At 64.1% G+C, this 18,358-nt stretch carries 13 protein-coding genes and 2 tRNA genes; 10 read left to right on the forward strand and 5 right to left on the reverse strand.

The window, feature by feature from the left end; translation table 11 throughout:
* Positions 1 to 73: 73 nt before the first annotated feature.
* The 4 genes from ilvC to ilvD form a co-directional block, all read right to left on the reverse strand.
* On the reverse strand, positions 74 to 1,099 hold the full coding sequence (ilvC, locus tag AC5RUQ_RS05955; RefSeq protein ID WP_493946465.1) for a ketol-acid reductoisomerase: 1,026 nt from the start codon (positions 1,097 to 1,099) through the stop codon (positions 74 to 76).
* Positions 1,100 to 1,192: 93 nt separating this feature from the next.
* Positions 1,193 to 1,705 (reverse strand): acetolactate synthase small subunit, encoded by a 513-nt coding sequence (ilvN, locus tag AC5RUQ_RS05960; RefSeq protein WP_050054685.1) that lies wholly within the window; start codon positions 1,703 to 1,705, stop codon positions 1,193 to 1,195.
* 2 nt (positions 1,706 to 1,707) lie between these two features.
* Positions 1,708 to 3,615, reverse strand: coding sequence for an acetolactate synthase large subunit (locus AC5RUQ_RS05965; protein WP_493946467.1), 1,908 nt, complete (start codon positions 3,613 to 3,615; stop codon positions 1,708 to 1,710).
* Between the two features lie 365 nt (positions 3,616 to 3,980).
* On the reverse strand, positions 3,981 to 5,702 hold the full coding sequence (gene ilvD / locus AC5RUQ_RS05970) for a dihydroxy-acid dehydratase (protein WP_461171714.1): 1,722 nt from the start codon (positions 5,700 to 5,702) through the stop codon (positions 3,981 to 3,983).
* Positions 5,703 to 6,024: 322 nt separating this feature from the next.
* Here ilvD and AC5RUQ_RS05975 point away from each other — a divergent pair, with 322 nt between their 5' ends.
* Complete coding sequence (locus AC5RUQ_RS05975; protein ID WP_493946468.1) at positions 6,025 to 7,122, forward strand: sunset domain-containing protein; 1,098 nt, start codon at positions 6,025 to 6,027, stop codon at positions 7,120 to 7,122.
* 320 nt (positions 7,123 to 7,442) lie between these two features.
* Positions 7,443 to 7,518: transfer RNA gene (locus AC5RUQ_RS05980), tRNA-Lys, on the forward strand.
* 200 nt (positions 7,519 to 7,718) lie between these two features.
* Here AC5RUQ_RS05980 and AC5RUQ_RS05985 read toward each other — a convergent pair.
* Positions 7,719 to 8,177: a MarR family winged helix-turn-helix transcriptional regulator gene (locus AC5RUQ_RS05985; RefSeq protein WP_493947167.1), complete on the reverse strand. Its 459-nt coding sequence runs from the start codon at positions 8,175 to 8,177 to the stop codon at positions 7,719 to 7,721.
* 96 nt (positions 8,178 to 8,273) lie between these two features.
* On the opposite strand from AC5RUQ_RS05985, the gene bcp reads away from it, so the two are divergent.
* The 8 genes from bcp to AC5RUQ_RS06025 all read left to right on the forward strand — a co-directional run bounded on the left by bcp (position 8,274) and on the right by AC5RUQ_RS06025 (position 18,287).
* Positions 8,274 to 8,747 (forward strand): thioredoxin-dependent thiol peroxidase, encoded by a 474-nt coding sequence (bcp, locus tag AC5RUQ_RS05990; protein WP_493946469.1) that lies wholly within the window; start codon positions 8,274 to 8,276, stop codon positions 8,745 to 8,747.
* A 116-nt stretch (positions 8,748 to 8,863) separates the two neighbouring features.
* A tRNA-Leu gene (locus AC5RUQ_RS05995) sits at positions 8,864 to 8,945 on the forward strand.
* A 267-nt stretch (positions 8,946 to 9,212) separates the two neighbouring features.
* Complete coding sequence (locus AC5RUQ_RS06000; protein WP_493946470.1) at positions 9,213 to 9,887, forward strand: fasciclin domain-containing protein; 675 nt, start codon at positions 9,213 to 9,215, stop codon at positions 9,885 to 9,887.
* Positions 9,888 to 10,049: 162 nt separating this feature from the next.
* Entirely contained in the window at positions 10,050 to 11,720 is a 1,671-nt protein-coding gene (locus AC5RUQ_RS06005; RefSeq protein WP_493946472.1) for an ABC transporter substrate-binding protein, read from the forward strand.
* A gap of 79 nt (positions 11,721 to 11,799) precedes the next feature.
* Positions 11,800 to 13,302, forward strand: a complete 1,503-nt coding sequence (locus AC5RUQ_RS06010) for a malate:quinone oxidoreductase (RefSeq protein ID WP_493946473.1) — start codon at positions 11,800 to 11,802, stop codon at positions 13,300 to 13,302.
* A gap of 70 nt (positions 13,303 to 13,372) precedes the next feature.
* Positions 13,373 to 16,591 carry an efflux RND transporter permease subunit gene (locus AC5RUQ_RS06015; RefSeq protein WP_493946474.1) on the forward strand — a complete coding sequence of 1,073 codons (3,219 nt, stop codon included), beginning with the start codon at positions 13,373 to 13,375 and terminating at the stop codon, positions 16,589 to 16,591.
* 116 nt (positions 16,592 to 16,707) lie between these two features.
* A complete protein-coding gene (locus AC5RUQ_RS06020; protein ID WP_157241868.1) occupies positions 16,708 to 17,817 on the forward strand; it encodes an LLM class flavin-dependent oxidoreductase in 1,110 nt (369 codons plus the stop codon).
* Entirely contained in the window at positions 17,817 to 18,287 is a 471-nt protein-coding gene (locus AC5RUQ_RS06025; protein ID WP_493947168.1) for a MarR family winged helix-turn-helix transcriptional regulator, read from the forward strand. Before AC5RUQ_RS06020 ends, AC5RUQ_RS06025 begins: the two co-directional genes overlap by 1 nt.
* Positions 18,288 to 18,358 lie beyond the last annotated feature (71 nt).

An 18,358-nucleotide genomic window follows, 5' to 3' on the forward strand; every position in this document is an offset into this window, starting at 1 on the left:
AAAGGCCGGGCTCACATTGTTAAGTGTGAACCCGGCCTCACTGCTGCCTTTATGCGGCGCCCAACGGGCAGCCTTAGCGGGCGGCGGAACCTTCAACGTAGTCCACGTCCTGCTGCTGCCAGGAGAACAGGGAACGCAGCTCGCGGCCAACAGCCTCGATGGGGTGCTGCTCAGCCTTGGCACGCAGTTCCTTGAACTCGACGCCGCCGTTGTCCTGGTCTTCGATGAAGCGCTTGGCGAAGGCACCGGACTGGATGTCGGCGAGGACAGCCTGCATGTTTTCCTTGACCGCAGGGGTGATAACGCGCGGGCCGGAGACGTAGTCGCCGTACTCTGCGGTATCCGAAACGCTCCAGCGCTGCTTGGCGATGCCGCCTTCCCACATGAGGTCAACAATGAGCTTGAGCTCGTGGAGCACCTCGAAGTAGGCGATCTGCGGCTGGTAGCCGGCTTCGGTCAGGGTCTCGAAGCCGTACTGGACCAGCTGGGACACGCCGCCGCAGAGGACAGCCTGCTCGCCGAAGAGGTCCGTTTCGGTCTCTTCGGTGAAGGTGGTCTTGATGACGCCGGCGCGGGTGCCGCCGATTGCCTTGGCGTAGGACTTGGCCAGGTCCCAGGCGGAGCCGGAAGCATCCTGCTCGACGGCGATGATGTCGGGGATGCCGCGGCCGGCCTCGAACTCGCGGCGGACGGTGTGGCCCGGAGCCTTCGGGGCAACAAGGATGACGTCAACGCCCTCCGGGGCCTGGATGTAGCCAAAGCGGATGTTGAAGCCGTGGGCGAAGGCAAGGGCCTTGCCCGGGGTCAGCTTGTCCTTGATGGAGTCGTTGTAGATCGAGCGCTGGTGCTGGTCCGGTGCCAGGATCATGATGACGTCAGCCCATTCGGCGGCGTCGGCGACGTTCTTGACCGTGAAGCCGGCGTCCTCGGCCTTGGCGGTCGAGCTGGAACCTTCCTTCAGGGCGATGGTGACCTCGACGCCGGAATCGCGCAGGTTGAGTGCGTGCGCGTGGCCCTGCGAGCCGTAGCCAACAATGGCAACCTTGCGGCCCTGGATGATGGTCAGGTCGGCGTCGTCGTCGTAGAACATTTCAGTCACTTGCGTAACTCCTCTTGAGTGGATGTGTAGATAGGTGTTTTGGTGGTGCGGTTACGGGCGTTGCGTCATGCCAGGCGGAACCTTGGCAGTGTCCTAGGCGGAACGCAGCGCCCTGTCACTCATGGAGCGGGATCCCCGTCCAACGGCGAGGGTGCCGGACTGCACAATTTCGCGGATGCCGAAGGGCTCGAGCACTGAGAGCAGTGCGGTGAGCTTTTCGGGGTGGCCGGTTGCTTCAATGACGACGGAATCGGTGGAGACGTCGACCACTGAGGCTCGGAACAGGTCTGCAGCCTGGGTCACCTGCAGACGTGTTGCGGCATCCGCACGTACTTTGACCAGGATGTGGTCACGCTGTACGGAAGATTCGGAGGTCAGCTCAACGATCTTGATGACGTTGATCAGTTTGTTGAGCTGCTTGGTGACCTGCTCGATGAGGTCGCCGTCGGCGTCGACCACCACGGTCATCCGGGAGATGCCCGGGACCTCGGTGGGGCCAACGGCCAGGGAGTTGATGTTAAAGGCCCGGCGGGCGAAGAGGCTGGCGACGCGGGTCAGCACGCCGGGTTTGTCTTCAACCAGGACGGAGAGTGTGTGGCGGCTCATGATCAGTCCTCTTCTTCCCATTCCGGGGTCATGTTGCGGGCAACCTGGATCTGGTCGTTGCTCACGCCGGCGGGCACCATCGGCCACACCATGGAGTTGGGGCTCACCACGAAGTCGATGACCACGGGGCGGTCGTTGATTTCGAGGGCTTTCTGGATGGTGGCGTCGATGTCCTCATCGCGTTCGCAGCGGAACGAAGCGCAGCCGTAGGCCTCCCCCAGCTTGACGAAGTCCGGGATGCGGACAGTGTCGTGGCCGGTGTTGAGGTCCGTGTTCGAGTAGCGGCCCTCGTAGAAGAGGGTCTGCCACTGCCGCACCATGCCCAGTGAGGAGTTGTTGATGACCGCAACCTTGATGGGAATGTTGTTGATGGCGCAGGTGGCCAGTTCCTGGTTGGTCATCTGGAAGCAGCCGTCGCCGTCGATCGCCCAGACCACACGGTCCGGCTCGCCCACCTTCGCACCCATGGCAGCCGGGACGGCATAGCCCATGGTGCCGGCGCCGCCCGAGTTCAGCCAGGCGTGCGGGCGCTCGTACTTGATGAACTGTGCTGCCCACATCTGGTGCTGGCCGACGCCCGCCACGTAAATGCCTTCCGGCCCGGTCAGCGCACCGATGCGCTCGATAACCTTCTGCGGTGCAGTCAGTCCATCGTCCGGCTCGGTCCAGCCCAGCGGGTAGGTTTCCTTGAGGTTGTTCAGGAATGCCCACCAGGTGGTGAGGTCCGGAGTGCCTGCAGCCTCGAACTGGGCGCGCACGGCTTCGGTGAGCTCCGGAATGATTTCCTTGACGGAACCAACGATGGGGACGTCGGCGGTGCGGTTCTTGGAGATCTCTGCAGGGTCGATGTCGGCGTGGATTACCTTCGCCATGGGCGCGAAGGTCTTCAGCACGCCGGTAACGCGGTCATCGAAACGGGCACCGAGGGTGATCAGGAGGTCTGACTGCTGCAGGGCGGTCACGGCAGAGACGGTGCCGTGCATGCCGGGCATCCCCATGTGCTGGGGATGGGAGTCCGGGAAGACACCCTTGGCCATCAGCGTGGTCACAACCGGGGCTCCGGTGGCCTCGGCGAGTGCGAGCAGCTCGGCGGAGGCATGCGCCTTGACCACACCGCCGCCCACGTACAGGACAGGCTTGCGGGCAGCGGCGATCAGCTTTGCAGCCTCGCGTACCTGTTTGTTGTGTCCCCGGGTGACCGGACGGTAGCCCGGCAGGTCGATCCGAGGCGGCCAGGAGAAGGTCATCTGGCCAACCTGGGCGTCCTTGGCCACGTCTACGAGGACAGGTCCCGGGCGCCCGGTGGAGGCGAGGTGGAACGCCTCAGCCATTACGTGCGGAATGTCGTTGGGGTCGGTCACCAGGAAGGAGTGCTTGGTGATGGGCATGGTGATGCCCACGATGTCAGCCTCCTGGAAGGCGTCAGTGCCGATGACCCCGCTGGACACCTGGCCGGTGATGGCCACCAGCGGCACAGAGTCCATGTGGGCATCCATGATGGCGGTGACGAGGTTGGTGGCGCCCGGACCCGAGGTGGCGATACAAACGCCCACCCGCCCGGTAACCATGGCGTAGCCTTGCGCGGCGTGGCCGGCTCCCTGTTCGTGACGGACCAGGACGTGGTTCATGCTGGAGGCCATCAAGGGGTCATAGGTGGGCAGGATCGCGCCACCGGGCAAACCGAAAATATCGTCGACGCCGAGTTCTTCGAGCGAGCGGACAATAGCTTGCGAGCCGGTCATCACCGTTGGGGGTACAACGTTGTTCGGCCCAAGGACAGGAGAGGCAGCAGCAAGGTCGGCGACGACGACGGCGTGGTCGGCCGTCCGGTCGGCGCGTTCCGGAGCCTTGGCGGCTCCAGCGGACTTAGTAGCCATCAGCGAGGGGCTGATCGGCGATCCTTTGCTCATCGGACTCTTCCTTGTGGATCATCTGTGGTTCGTGGAAACTGCGGGAAATAAAAAAACCCCTCAGCCTGGCGGCTCTTCGAGGGGTTGCGCGTGACGGTTCGTTACCTGGCTAATGTGCCACGCGCTGGGTAAGGACGACGACGGTGCCGGTAACGAAGGTCATGCGTTCAGTTTTCCCTCTGGTGAGATACGTGTCAACGAGGCGCTACCCGATCTCACCATGTGGACATCATTGTCCACCTTTTGATCTCTTTAGCGAAAGGGATCAAAACCTTCAGCTCATCCCCCGGCCCGGAAGGGCTTGATAAGGCGGATGCCGCGGGGCCCTTGCGGGGGCGCTCAGCGCCCCACGCAAGGGGAAGGTATCAACCGCAGTACGCACCTGTGCTGGCACTGTGCACCAGCTTGGCGTACTTTGCCAGGACGCCCTTGGTGTACCGGGCGGGGAGCGGCTCCCAGCCCACCTTGCGGGCTTCGAGCTCTGCCTCGTCCACCAGGAGGTCGAAGCTGCGGGCTGCGATGTCCACGCGGATCCGGTCCCCGTCCTTGACGAAGGCGATGGGGCCGCCGTCCACCGCTTCCGGAGCAACGTGTCCGATACACAGGCCAGTGGTACCGCCGGAGAAGCGCCCGTCGGTGAGCAGCAGGACGTCCTTGCCCAGCCCCGCACCCTTGATGGCACCGGTGATGGCGAGCATTTCGCGCATGCCGGGCCCGCCCTTGGGTCCTTCGTAGCGGATGACCACGACATCGCCGGCGTGGATCTGCCCGTTGTCCAGCGCGTCCAGGGCACCCTGTTCACGCTCGAAAACGCGGGCGGTGCCTTCGAAAACGTCGGCGTCGAAGCCGGCGCTCTTCACCACGGCGCCCTCGGGGGCCATGGAGCCGTGGAGGATGGTGATGCCGCCGGTCTTGTGGATCGGGTTATCCAGCGCGCGCAGGATCTTGCCGTCGAGATCCGGGGGGTTGATGGCCTCAAGGTTTTCGGCGACGGTCTTGCCGGTGACGGTGAGGCAGTCGCCGTGCAGCAGGCCGGCGTCGAGCAGTGCGCGCATGATGACGGGCACGCCGCCGATTTTGTCGACGTCCGTCATCACGTACCGGCCGAACGGCTTCAGGTCACCGAGGTGCGGAATCCGGTCGCCGATGCGGTTGAAGTCATCGAGGGTCAGCTCCACCTCGGCCTCGCGGGCAATGGCCAGCAGGTGCAGCACGGCGTTGGTGGAGCCGCCGAAAGCCATGGTGACGGCGATGGCGTTTTCGAAGGCCTTCTTGGTCATGATGTCGCGGGCGGTGATGCCCAGGCGCAGCAGGTTCACCACCGCTTCGCCGGACTTGCGGGCGAACTCATCACGACGGCGGTCTGCCGAGGGCGGGGCGGCGGAGCCGGGCAGCGACATGCCCAGGGCCTCGCCGATGCAGGCCATGGTGTTGGCCGTGTACATGCCGCCACAGGCACCTTCGCCCGGGCAGATGGCCTTTTCGATGCGCGTCAGGTCTTCCATGCTCATCTTGCCGGCTGCGCAGGCACCGACGGCCTCGAAGGCATCGATGAGGGTGACTTCCTTTTCGGAGCCGTCTTCAAGCTTCACCCAGCCGGGCATGATGGAGCCGGCGTAGAGGAAGACACTGGACAGGTCCAGGCGGGCAGCGGCCATCAGCATGCCCGGGAGGGACTTGTCGCAGCCTGCCAGCAGGACCGACCCGTCGATGCGCTCGGCCTGCATCACGGTTTCCACGGAGTCGGCGATGACTTCACGGGAAACCAGGGAGAAGTGCATGCCTTCGTGGCCCATGGAAATGCCGTCCGAGACGGAGATGGTACCGAACTGCATGGGGAACCCGCCGCCGGCATGCACGCCTTCCTTGGCGCCCTGCGCGAGCCGGTTCAGCGAGAGGTTGCAGGGAGTAATTTCGTTCCAGGAACTGGCGACACCGACCTGGGGCTTGGCGAAGTCATCGTCGCCCATGCCAACGGCACGGAACATACCGCGCGCAGGGGCAGCGTGGATGCCGTCAGTTACTACCCGGCTCCGGGGCTTGATGTCAGGCTTGTTGTCGGTCGCGATCTGGGTGTCCTCACTCATAGGGGAAATTCTATGGCTCCACGCAGGGGCGCAACGACCGCGAAGCTCCGGATAAGCGCAAAAACGGGATTATTTCGATCAGATAGTGGACTGCCATCTCGAATATTGAGATGAGCAGGCACATGCCCAACCGTTTTTGTGGTCGAGGTCACCAAGGCGCTTGCTTTGAATCCGACGGATCCGTCCCTGGTTCCCCGCCAGGGACGCCACCGCTGGCGGGACGCCCAGAGGGACGTTCGGGCCGGTCAAGGTGCTGGACAGCAGTGTGGACCCCACGTAGCGTCAGGGAAAGGGACCTTGCCAACTGACCGAAGGGCTTGCCATGGAAGCTTTCTTCTTGATCATTCTGCTCGCTGTACTGGTAGGTGTTGTGTGGTGGAGGCTGAACGCCAAGAAATCCCCCGCTGCACGAGGTGATGCCGGCGAGCGCAATGCCGGCGAGGCCCAAAAGGGCAGCAGCGAGGGGGAAAACCGCGCGGATGGAGCACTCTCCGGCGGCAGCGCCGCGGCCTCGGCCGAAGCAGCAGGCACTACCGGAATTGCCACGGCTGCCGGTTTTGGTGCCCCGGCCGAGCCCGCGGCGCCCACCACTGCAGATGAACCGGCGGAGACAAAGGCGCCGGCGGCAAGCGCTCCGGCCGCAGCGCAGGGCCACAGCCGGGCGGGCGCCTCTGCTGTCGCTACCGGAGCCGGGACGGACCGTGAAGAAGCAACTGCCCCCGATGGTGGCCGGGCCCAGGATGGGACGGAATGGGAAACCCAGTGGTCGGAGGCGTCCGGACCCGCCCCTGTCCGTGAGGGAGCCGGCCACCGGGAAGGCGCCGCACCGGCATCGCCCGCACAGGCACAGGCCGGCGCGCCGCCCGCAACTGCCGGTGATGGCGCCGGGACCTCGCAGCCGGTTCATCACCCCGAGTACACGGAACCCCACGCCCCCACCCTTCCAGGCGCCGAGACCGCGGCCGTGGAAGACGCGGACGACGCCGGTACGGCAGTTTCCGCCCCTGTCCCCTTTGGCAACACGTCCGGTCCCGATGACAGCGAAGAGAATGCCGCCGCTGCCGGCCTCCACCTCCCCAGCGATGCCGGAGCAGCAGAAACGAGGGAGCGCGCGCAGTCCTCTGCGCTGGTGGAAACCGGGGCCAACCACGTCCAGGACCCAACGGGCGGTGCTGCCGCGAGAGAGCAGGGGCCGGCAGGGCACCTGGCGGCGCAAGAGCCGTATGGCGCGGGCTCAGCGTCCGCTGGGACGGACGGCAGCGGACCGGCAGGCTACACGGTCAAGGGGGATGCCGGTGCGATGGTCTACTACGAGGAGGGACATCCCGAATATGAGCAGATCCGTGCTGAAGTGTGGTTTGAAACTGCGGCCCACGCGGAGGCCGCAGGATTTCGGGCGCCAAGGCGGAGGCGGATCTAGCTGTACATCCAGCAAAGCAGGTCCGGCGCCGGCTGGCGGGCGTCGCCGGCACCCCGCCGAGGGAAGAGACCGGCGCCCCTGTGGCCCATTTCACACGGGAGCGCGGACGGATCCGGGACGTAGCGCGCACGCTCAAAGGCGGTTTTGGTTGCTGACCAACAACGAAAACCTCGACTTTGTGCTGGTTTTACCGCCATTGGGCCAAGCCGGGAGTGCTGGCGGGCTTCGATTTCACATGCACCAAAAGTTCGTGTAGAGTTTCATGTCGTTGCGGAGATCAGCGGGGAAATAAAAAGCCCCAAACGATCGAAACAAAAGATGCACCTCTAGCTCAATTGGCAGAGCAATTGACTCTTAATCAATGGGTTCCGGGTTCAAGTCCCGGGGGGTGCACCACTGGGAAAACAGCCTCCGGCTTGCGGAAACGCGGGCCGGGGGCTGTTTTGTTTTATCCGGTACCTTTGGCGTTCAATTCGCAATAGCCGGGCTGGCAGCCATCGCTGGCCCCGGGAAAAAGAAAGGCGTGACGCCAGCTTCGCCAGGAAGCTGGAATCACGCCCGGATGCCGGTGGCACCGGCAGTACTGGCAGCGATGCTTAGGGGGTCATGGAGGGGTTGTCCAGAAGTGCTCCGGTTGTGGGCGACCCAAACTGGCTTGCCAGTTCCCTGACAACTGCCTGGAGCTCCTGCCGCAGGACGTCGGGGTCGATAGTGGCTGCCGCCAGCACCGACCGCTCCATCTCCACGGCAGCTGCAACGGCTTCCTTGCCCCGTTCGGTGAGCGACACCACATGGCTCCTGCGGTCCGACGTGCTGCGGACCCGCGCAATGTGGCCGTGTGACTCCAGCCTGCTAAGGGTTTTACCCATAGTCTGCGCCTGAACCCGCACGTACTGGGCGAGCTGCGCCTGTGTCATAGGTCCTTGCGCGTTGAGAACCTCAATAGCGATAACACCAGCATGGGTAAGGCCTATAGCCCCGAGTTTTTCGTTCCATGAGTGTTCGACGAGGCGCGCAGCAGTGGACAAGAGGCGCCCTGTGGGCCAGTGATCCATATCAGGCATAGCAGCAAGTATAGCCAAGTGTCGATTAGCACTCCTCCAGACTGATTACTAGGCTGGTGTGTCCCGCCTGCGACAAGGAGAAAAACATTGGCTGACAAACTCGTAACCGGTGACGGCGCACCCGCGTTCACGCTCAAGGATTCAGCCGGTAAGGACGTCTGCCTGGCACCGCGCCCGGGCCGCCACACCATCGTCTACTTCTACCCCGCAGCGTCAACACCGGGATGCACCAAGGAGGCCTGCGATTTCCGCGACAGCCTGGCCTCCCTGCAGTCATCGGGGTATGACGTGCTCGGCATCTCCCCTGACCCGGTGGAGAAACTGGCGAAATTTGCCGCCCAGGAATCCCTCAGCTTCCCGTTGCTTTCGGACGAGGACCATGCCGTGGCCGAGGCCTACGGGGCATGGGGCGAAAAGAAGAACTACGGCAAGACCTACCAGGGCCTGATTCGTTCCACCATCGTGGTTGATCCGGATGGGAAGGTGGCGCTCGCCCAGTACAACGTCCGCGCTACAGGACACGTGGCCAAGCTGCGCCGGGACCTGAAGCTGGAAGCCTGACCGGACCGCCGCTGACGCAGGCCCCGCCTGCGCGACGCTACAATAAAAACTGGCATCCGGCGTCGTACGTTTTGCAGCCCTGTTATTGACGGTCTGAAACGCGCTGCCGGGACCAAGCGCGAGTGGTGAAATTGGCAGACACGCAGGATTTAGGTTCCTGTGCCTTCGGGCGTGGGGGTTCAAGTCCCCCCTTGCGCACACTGAAGAGAAAAGAGATCCTTCGGCTCCGGCCGGGGGATCTCTTTTCGTTAATGCCCGCCCCACGCTCGCGGTGCCGGGGCCGGAAACCGACTCATTCGGGCCCCGCCGAAAACTCCTTGACGTTTGACCCATCCGGATTCGCGCAACTGCCGAATACCCATTGAGACACCAGCCAAGGGCAGGTGCCCACCAGCCAGACGCGCACAACGCTTCGGACATCCGGTCCGCGGCCAGGCGAAACGCTAAAACCAAGGAGAAACCGAAATGCAGACAATCAAGCGCACAACTTTCACCGTCGCAGGCGTTGCAGCTGCAGCTCTGCTGAGCCTCACAGCGTGTGGCGGCTCGGCCGGCACCGCAACTTCCTCCGCCCCGGCGGCCGCCCCCTCGGCTTCCAGCATGGCTCCTTCCCCGTCAGCCAGCGCCTCCGCAGCCGCTATGGATCCGGCCGCAAACCTGGTTGGTCCGGGTTGCGCAGGGTACGCCGAGCAGGTCCCCACCGGCGCCGGCTCCGTTGAAGGCATGGCACTTGATCCAGTGGCTGTGGCAGCATCGAACAATCCGATCCTTACCACCCTGACGGCCGCGGTTTCCGGCAAGTTGAACCCGAAGGTGGACCTGGTGGACACCCTCAACGGCGGAGAGTTCACGGTCTTCGCACCGGTGGATGATGCCTTCGCGAAGATTGATGCAGCCACCATCGAAACCCTCAAGACAGATGACGCCCTCCTGAGCAAGATCCTGACCTACCACGTGGTTCCGGGCCAGATCACTCCCGACAAGATCGCCGGCACCCACGCCACGGTCCAGGGCGGTTCCGTTACGGTGACCGGCAGCGGCGATGCCCTCAAGGTGGATGACGCCAGTGTGATCTGCGGCGGCGTCCAGACGAAGAACGCCACGGTCTACCTGATCGACTCGGTGCTGATGCCGAAGTAACCCACAGAAGGGCCGGGGCGCGATCCAACAGGACCGGGCCCCGGCCCTTCGCACATGACAGGCACCTTAGCGAAGGCCGCCGGTAAACGGGGGTATGGGGTCAACTAGACTGGGTTCGGCCCGCACTTGGCGGGGGCGGCAATATCCAGAGGTGATAAACGAGTGCCCAGCAGTCCATCGCGGCGTACGGTCATCACGACCGGCGCCGTCCTCCTGGCGTTGAGCGTCACCTCATGCACCGGTGTTCCGGCCCCCTCGCCGTCGTCAACCTCGCCGGCCCCCACCGCCACTGCCGAGCCCACGTTCACGTTCAACTTCGGCACCGCAGTGCAGCCGCTGGGCTTGGACCCCGCACTCTCCAGCGACGTTGAGTCCCAGCGCATCACCCGGCAGATCCTCGAGGGATTGGTGGGAGTGGACCAGACCACAGGGAAGCCCACCCCGTTGCTCGCCACCGAGTGGAGCGAGTCCAATGAGGGCCGGTCCTACACATTCAAGCTGCGCAGCGGCGTCATATTCTCGGACGGCACCCCGTTCAACGCCGACGCGGTCTGCACCAATTTCAACCGGTGGTTTGCCTTCTCCGAGGACCTGCGCCGGCAGGCTCCCGGCAGCTCTTTCAAGGGCGTTTTCAAGGCACACTCCGACGAGCCGCAGCTGTCCATCTTCAAGAGCTGTACCGCCTTGTCGCAGGACACCGTGCAGATCGACCTCTCCCAGCGTTTTACCGCTTTCCTGCAGGCTCTGACCCTGCCGGCCTTCGCCATCGCCTCCCCCGCAGCACTGGCCGCGGGCAACGCCGATGTGCTGGACCAAAACCGGGGCGGCCAGGCCGTATCCGCCTTCGGCACGAACCCGGTGGGAACAGGGCCCTTCAGCCTGAAGTCCTGGGATGAAGGAAGCGTCACCCTCACCAGCAACGCGACCTACTGGGGGGATCGCGGACAGATCGGCACCATCAACTTCGTGGCCTACAACCATCCCCAGGCGCGTCTCCAGGCCCTGTTGGACGGCAAGATCGACGGATACGACGCCGTCACGGTGGGCAACTTCGACCAGCTGGTGAAGCGCGGAAAACAGATTGTGCAGCGCGATCCGTTCTCGGTGATGTACCTGGGGATCAACCAGGAGATTCCGGTCCTGCAGAACCAGAAAATCCGGCAGGCCATCGAGATGGCTATCGACAAAGAGACGCTGATCCGCAGGTTCTTCATCGACAACACCGCCGAGGCAACCCAGTTTGTCCCGCCCAAAATCAGCGGGTTCAACAACGACGCCCCCGCACTGGGCCATGATCCAACGAAGGCCAGGGAGTACCTCAAGGAGGGCGGCTACGCCGGCGAAGCGCTGAGGTTCTACTATCCGATGAACGTCACCCGGCCTTACCTTCCAACGCCGGAGAAGGTATACGCCGAAATCAGCCGCCAGCTCACGGCGGTAGGGCTCAACATCCAGCCGGTTCCCATCGACTGGTCTGACGGCTACCTCCAAAGGGTCCAGTCCCCTGGGGACCACGCGCTGCACCTGCTGGGGTGGAACGGCTCATACTCCGACGCCGACAACTTCGTTGGCCCCCTGTTCGGGGAGAAAAACGGCGAGTTCGGTTACCAGGACCCGCAGGTCTTTTCCAAAATCAACCGCGCACGCGGGTTGCCGGAGGGAGAGGAACGCGATGAGCAATATCACACCATCAACGCCCAGATCGCTGCGTCCGTCCCCGCGGTGCCCATAGCCTTCCCCATCTCGGCACTGGCCCTGTCGGACCGGGTGCTGAGCTATCCGGCGTCGCCTGTCTTAAATGAAGTTTTCACCAAAGTGCAACTGAAGCCTTGACGGGCCCGTCCAATTTCAGTAGTAGGGCTGCCCGGGGATATTCTGTGACAGCCAGAGCCGCTGCAATCGGAGACTGATCGTGACCTTCATTTCCAAGACCCCACATGCCGACGTCGTCCTGATTGGCGGCGGCATCATGAGCGCCACGCTGGGGGCATTCATCAAGCAGTTGGAACCGGACTGGACCATCTCCATGTTCGAGCGGCTGGACGAGCCCGGGCTGGAAAGCTCCGGCCCGTGGAACAACGCCGGAACCGGCCACGCCGCCCTGTGTGAACTCAACTACTCCCCCGCAGCCAAAGACGGCTCGGTGGACCCCGGCAAAGCACTGCTCATCAACGAGCAGTTCCAGCTTTCCCGCCAGTTCTGGTCACACCTTGTGGACCAGTCCCTGATCGGTTCGCCCAAGGGCTTCATCAACACCGTGCCGCACATGAGTTTCGTGATCGGCGAGGAGAACACCAAGTTCCTGAAGACCCGCTACGAGGCCCTCAAGCCGCACGCCCTGTTCCGCAGCATGGAGTACTCGGAAGACCACGGCCAGATCGGCAAGTGGGCTCCGCTGATCGTGAAGGGCCGTGACCCCAAACAGCGGATCGCTGCCACCCGCGCCGCCGAGGGCACCGATGTTGACTTCGGGGCACTCACCCGGGAGCTGACCACTTACCTGGGGAACAACGGCGTCGAAATCAATTACAGCCACGACGTCACCGGTATCTCCAGGGCGTCCGACGGCGGCTGGAACCTTTCACTGAAGTACCCCAAGTCCGGGGAGCACGGCAAGATCCACGCCAAGTTCGTCTTTGTTGGCGCCGGCGGTGGTGCGCTCCACCTGCTGCAGGCCTCCGGCATCCCGGAAAGCAAGGGCTACGGCGGGTTCCCGGTCTCCGGGCAGTTCTTCCGCTGCACGGACGAGACTCTGGCGGCGCAGCACAGCGCCAAGGTGTACGGCCAGGCGTCGGTTGGCGCTCCCCCCATGTCCGTGCCGCACCTGGACACCCGGTACGTCAACGGCAAGCGTTCCCTGCTCTTCGGCCCCTACGCCGGCTTCTCCACCAACTTCCTGAAAAGCGGCTCCTACCTGGACCTTCCCCTGTCCATCCGGCCCAGCAACATCATCCCGATGCTGGCTGTCGCCAAGGACAACATGGACCTCACGGCATACCTGGTCAAGGAAGTGGCCAAGAAGCACGCCGACAAGGTGGAGGCGCTTCGCGAGTACTACCCGGAAGCCAAAGCAGGCGACTGGGAACTGATCACGGCCGGCCAGCGTGTACAGATCATTAAGAAAGACCCGCAGAAGGGCGGTGTCCTTCAGTTCGGCACTGAAGTGATCGCCGGCCGTGACGGCTCCATCGGCGCACTCCTCGGTGCTTCGCCCGGGGCCTCCACCGCGGTGCCCATCATGATCGAACTGCTGAGGAAGGCGTTCCCGAAGAATTTCAAGGGCTGGCAGTCCAAGCTGAAGGACATGATGCCCGGCTACGGCGTCAAGCTTGACGACAACCCGGACCTTGCGATGGAGCTCGAAAGGGCAACGGCCAGGTCCCTCCAGCTGGAGAGCGTTTCCGCCAACCACTGACCCCTGCCGGGGTATGTGGCCGGCTTCCGGTACCGCAACAGTACGTTAAACCCCACAGGAGACCGATTTAATGTTCCGGCTGGCACAACTCTCACTGGCAAACCGGGCATTGATCGCTCTCGTCACCGTTTTCGCTTCCGTCTTCGGCGTGATCACCATGTCGTCGCTGAAGCAGGAACTCATCCCTTCGATCGAGTTTCCCCAGATCACGGTGCTGACTGCCATGCCGGGGGCCTCCCCGGAGGTGGTGGACAAACAGGTCAGCGGGCCGCTGGAGACCGCGCTGAACGGCGTGGAGGGGCTGGAATCCACCTCCTCCACGTCGCGCAACGGCGTCTCGCAGATCACTATGGTCTTCACGTACGGGTCCAACCTGGACCGGGCCCGGAACCAGATCGACCGCGCCATCTCCAACGCCAAGCGGTCCCTGCCAGAGGATGTACAGCCGCAGGCCTTCGCCGGCAGCATTAACGATTTCCCCATCGTGTTCCTGGCGGTGTCCTCGGACAAGACGCTGAGCGAACTCAACGCAGACCTGCAGCGCCTGAGCGTGCCCCGGTTGCAGAAGATCGACGGCGTCCGGGGCGCCGACGTGACCGGCGGGGCCACCCAGCACATCGAGATCCTCCCCCGCCCGGAGGCCATGGCTTCGGCCGGCGCCACCATCGCCGCCATCCGCGATGCATTGGGCAACAACGGCGCCCTGGTTCCGGCCGGGACCCTTGAAGAGCAGGGCAAAACACTGTCCCTTCAGATCGGCAGCCCGGTGGATTCACTGGACGCGATCAAGGCACTCCCCCTCGCCGGGGCAAAGAACGCCGCCACCATCGGCACTGTGGCCGACGTCTCGCTCAAAGACGACGAACGAACCTCCATCACGCGGACCAACGGCGAGGAAACGCTCGCCGTCTCCGTCACCAAAAAACCCGAAGGCGATACCGTTGGCATCTCGCATGCCGTGCGAGACACACTTGCCGAACTTGAAGCCGAACTGGGTTCGAACGCGAAGTTCACGCCGGTATTCGACCAGGCCCCTTTCATCGAAAAATCCATCAAGGACCTCACCACCGAGGGCCTGCTGGGACTGGGCTTCGCCGTTGCGGTCATCCTGGTGTTCCTGATGTCTGCCCGGTCCACGCTGGTAACGGCCGTATCCATCCCGCTCTCGCTCCTGATCACCTTCATCGGCCTGTCAGCCACCGGCTACTCGCTGAACATCCTCACGCTCGGCGCCCTCACCATAGCCATCGGCCGGGTGGTGGACGACTCTATCGTGGTCATCGAAAACATCAAGCGGCACCTCAGCTACGGGGAAGATAAAGTCACCGCCATCCTGACGGCCATCAGGGAAGTGGCCGGCGCCATCACGGCATCCACCCTCACCACCGTGGCCGTTTTCCTCCCCATCGCCTTCGTAGGTGAACTGGCCGGCGAACTGTTCAGGCCGTTCGCACTCACAGTCACCATGGCGTTGCTGGCCTCCCTGCTGGTCTCGCTGACCATCGTTCCCGTGCTGGCGTACTGGTTCCTGCGGAATCCCGGCAGTTCCGCTGGGAGCGACGCAGTCCGGCAGAACGCAGCCGGTGCCCGGGCCAAAGCCCAGGAAGCGGAACAGCGCAGCAGGCTGCAGCGGGGGTACCTGCCCGTCCTGTCCAAGACCCAGAAGCATCCCGTGATCACCCTTGTGGCCGCCGGCCTGGTCCTCGGCGCGACCGCCGCCATGACCCCGCTGCTAGCCACCAACCTGCTGGGCAATTCCGGCCAGAACAGCCTGACCGTCCGTCAGGTGCTCCCCGCGGGTACCAGCCTGGCGGACACGAGCGCCGCGGCCATCCGCCTCGAGGAGGTCCTGCGCGGGATCGACGGCGTCCGGGACGTCCAGGTGACGTCGGGCAACGCCCAGGCCGGCTTTGCGGCGCTCACCTCCACCGGCTCCTCCAACTCAACGTTCACCGTGGTGACGGATGAAAAGGCAGACCAGGAGCAACTGCAGGAGACGGTGCGGAACGAACTGACAAAGGTGCCCGACTCCGGGAAGGTTTCCGTGGGCACCCAACAGGGCGGTTTCGGGACTTCGTCCACCGTGGACATCACCATCAAAGCCGCCACCACGGCGGACCTGCAGGCAGCAAGCGACACCATGGTCCAGGCCATGACCGGCGTTCCGGGCACCAGCGAGGTCGCCACCAACCTTGCAGCCAGCCAGCCGGTGGTTCAGGTGAAAGTGGACCGGGCGAAAGCTGTGGCTGCGGGGCTCGACGAAGAGCAGGTGGCAGGCGTCCTCGCGTCAACCATCAGCCCCATCCCCGCCGGAACAGTACGGATCGACACGGAGGATTTCCCGGTCCAAATCGGCCAGGGCACCAGGTTCACGAGCATTGACGCTGTCCGCCGCATCCCCCTGCCTGCCGCCAGCGGGCCCGTCCCGCTGGCCAGCATCGCATCGGTGGAACAGGCGGACGTGCCGGTATCCATCACCGCCAGCAATGGCCAGCGCACAGCGCGTGTCTCCGTGACGCCGTCGGAGTCCAACCTGGGTGCGGTCAACGCGGAAGTCCAGAAACGCCTGGCGGACGTCCAGCTCCCGGCCGGAGTCACCGCTGAACTCGGCGGTGCCACCACCCAGCAACAGGAGTCATTCCAGCAACTCGGGCTCGCCCTGCTGGCCGCCATCGCCATCGTCTATGTGATTATGGTGGCCACCTTCAAGTCGCTGATCCAGCCGCTGATCCTGCTGGTCTCGGTGCCGTTCGCGGCCACCGGTGCCGTTGCCCTGCTCCTGGTGACGGGGGTCCCGTTGGGACTGCCCTCGCTGATCGGCATGCTGATGCTGGTGGGAATCGTGGTCACCAACGCCATTGTGCTCATCGACCTCATCAACCAGTACCGGCAACCGCGCGACGGCCGGCCGGGAATGAACGTGGCTGATGCCATCACGCATGGTGCCCGCCAGCGGCTCCGCCCGATCCTCATGACCGCCCTGGCCACCGTCTTTGCCCTCACCCCTATGGCGCTGGGCCTCACGGGCGGCGGCGGCTTCATTTCGCAGCCGCTGGCCGTTGTGGTGATTGGCGGGCTCATCTCCTCTACAGCTCTGACCTTGGTACTGGTGCCTGTGCTGTACCGCCTGGTGGAGGGCCGCCGCGAACGGAAGGCGCTGCTCCGGGAACTGCAGGAACGCCCGGAGTTTGGCCCCGGAGCGGACATGGACGAAGAGTTCCGCGACTGGACCACCGGGATGGTCCCCAAGGTCAGCGGGCGCCGCGCCGCACCCGGAAGCCCCGAATAGCAAAAGCGGAATATTTTCCAGCCGGCAGCGTTGTATCCGGCGATAGATGCAAATGCATCTACATTGGCCTATACTGGAACCAAGGCCAGCAAGTCCAAGCAACGGAAAGGCACATCATGCAGATCGGTGTTTTCAGCGTCAGCGACATCACCACGGACCCCACCACGGGCCGGACCCCCACCGAGAACGAACGCATCAAGGCCTCCGTCGCCATCGCCAAAAAGGTCGAGGAAATCGGCATGGATGTCTACGCCCTGGGCGAGCACCACAACCGGCCGTTCTTCTCCTCCTCCCCCACCACCACCCTTGCCTACATCGCGGCGCAGACCGAACGCATCACCCTGTCCACGGCCACCACGCTGATCACCACCAATGATCCCGTGAAGATCGCCGAAGACTTCGCGATGCTCCAGCACCTCGCCGACGGCCGGGTGGACCTGGTCCTGGGTCGCGGCAATACGGCTCCCGTCTATCCGTGGTTCGGCAAGAACATCCAGGACGGCGTCGAGCTTGCGATCGAGAACTACAGCCTGCTGCGCAAGCTGTGGGACGAGGACACCGTGAACTGGTCCGGAAAGTTCCGCACCCCGCTGCAGAACTTCACATCCACCCCCCGACCGCTCGACGGCGTCGCCCCCTTCGTGTGGCACGGCTCCATCCGCACCCCGCAGATTGCCGAAGTGGCTGCATACTTTGGCGACGGCTTCTTCGCCAACAACATCTTCTGGCCCAAGGAGCACTACCAGCAGCTGATCGGCCTGTACCGTGAGCGCTACGAGCACTACGGCCACGGGAAGGCAGACCAGGCGATCGTGGGACTGGGCGGCCAGTTCTTCATGCGGAAGAACTCCCAGGATGCCGTCAAGGAGTTCCGCCCGTACTTCGACAACGCTCCGGTTTACGGTCACGGCCCGTCCCTGGAGGACTTCACTTCGCAGACGCCGCTGACCGTCGGCAGCCCGCAGGAAGTCATCGAAAAGACCCTGACGTTCCGGGAGTACTTCGGCGATTACCAGCGGCAACTGTTCCTCATCGACCACGCGGGCCTGCCGCTGAAAACCGTCCTGGAGCAGCTGGACCTGTTCGGCGAGGAAGTCCTGCCCGTCCTGCGCAAGGAATATGCGGCCCGCAAGCCGGCCCACATTCCCGAACCGCCTACCCACGCCGGCCGGGTGGCTGCACTGCTGGCAGCCCAGGACGCCGAAAAGTCCGCTGCTGAGGCATGATGGCCGCCAGGGATGCAGAGTCACCGGTCCGCCTCGCCGCGGAAACCTGGGAGTCGCTGTTCCGGGCCCAGGTGGCCGTGATGCGCAAGCTGCAGTCCGGCCCGGCGTTCCGGAAGCTCGCGGTGAACGAGTATGACGTCCTGTTCACGCTCTCACGCTGTCCCACCGGATGGCTCCGCCTCAACGAGCTCAACGATAACGTCCTGCTGAGCCAGTCCAGCCTCAGCCGACTGGTGGAGCGGCTGGAGAAGCGCGGGCTCGTGGCCAGGATGCCTGCCCCGGAGGACGGCCGGGGCGTGCTCCTGCAGCTGACGGACGCCGGCCGGGAACTGCAGAAAGAGATCGGGCGCGAGCACGTGCGGGACATTTCCATCCTGATGGGCCCCGCCCTGACCCCCGCTGAGCAGAAGGAGTTGCGAAGGTTGACCGAGAAGCTGAGGGGCTCGCTGGGTCCCCGCCCGCTGCGCTAGATGTACTGCCCAGGCAGGTTGGTTAAGCGGCTGATGGGCGGGTGGCCTCCGATTGCGGTGTGGGGCCTGTG

It is taken from the genome of Arthrobacter sp. MDT2-3, from assembly GCF_059090465.1.

Coding starts and splice junctions, on each gene's coding strand:
- ilvN (WP_050054685.1), bottom strand. CDS start 1,705: ATGAGCCGCCACACACTCTCCGTCCTGGTTGAAGACAAACCCGGCGTG.
- AC5RUQ_RS05965 (WP_493946467.1), bottom strand. CDS start 3,615: ATGAGCAAAGGATCGCCGATCAGCCCCTCGCTGATGGCTACTAAGTCC.
- ilvD (WP_461171714.1), bottom strand. CDS start 5,702: ATGAGTGAGGACACCCAGATCGCGACCGACAACAAGCCTGACATCAAG.
- AC5RUQ_RS05975 (WP_493946468.1), top strand. CDS start 6,025: ATGGAAGCTTTCTTCTTGATCATTCTGCTCGCTGTACTGGTAGGTGTT.
- AC5RUQ_RS05985 (WP_493947167.1), bottom strand. CDS start 8,177: ATGGATCACTGGCCCACAGGGCGCCTCTTGTCCACTGCTGCGCGCCTC.
- AC5RUQ_RS06000 (WP_493946470.1), top strand. CDS start 9,213: ATGCAGACAATCAAGCGCACAACTTTCACCGTCGCAGGCGTTGCAGCT.
- AC5RUQ_RS06015 (WP_493946474.1), top strand. CDS start 13,373: ATGTTCCGGCTGGCACAACTCTCACTGGCAAACCGGGCATTGATCGCT.
- AC5RUQ_RS06020 (WP_157241868.1), top strand. CDS start 16,708: ATGCAGATCGGTGTTTTCAGCGTCAGCGACATCACCACGGACCCCACC.
- AC5RUQ_RS06025 (WP_493947168.1), top strand. CDS start 17,817: ATGGCCGCCAGGGATGCAGAGTCACCGGTCCGCCTCGCCGCGGAAACC.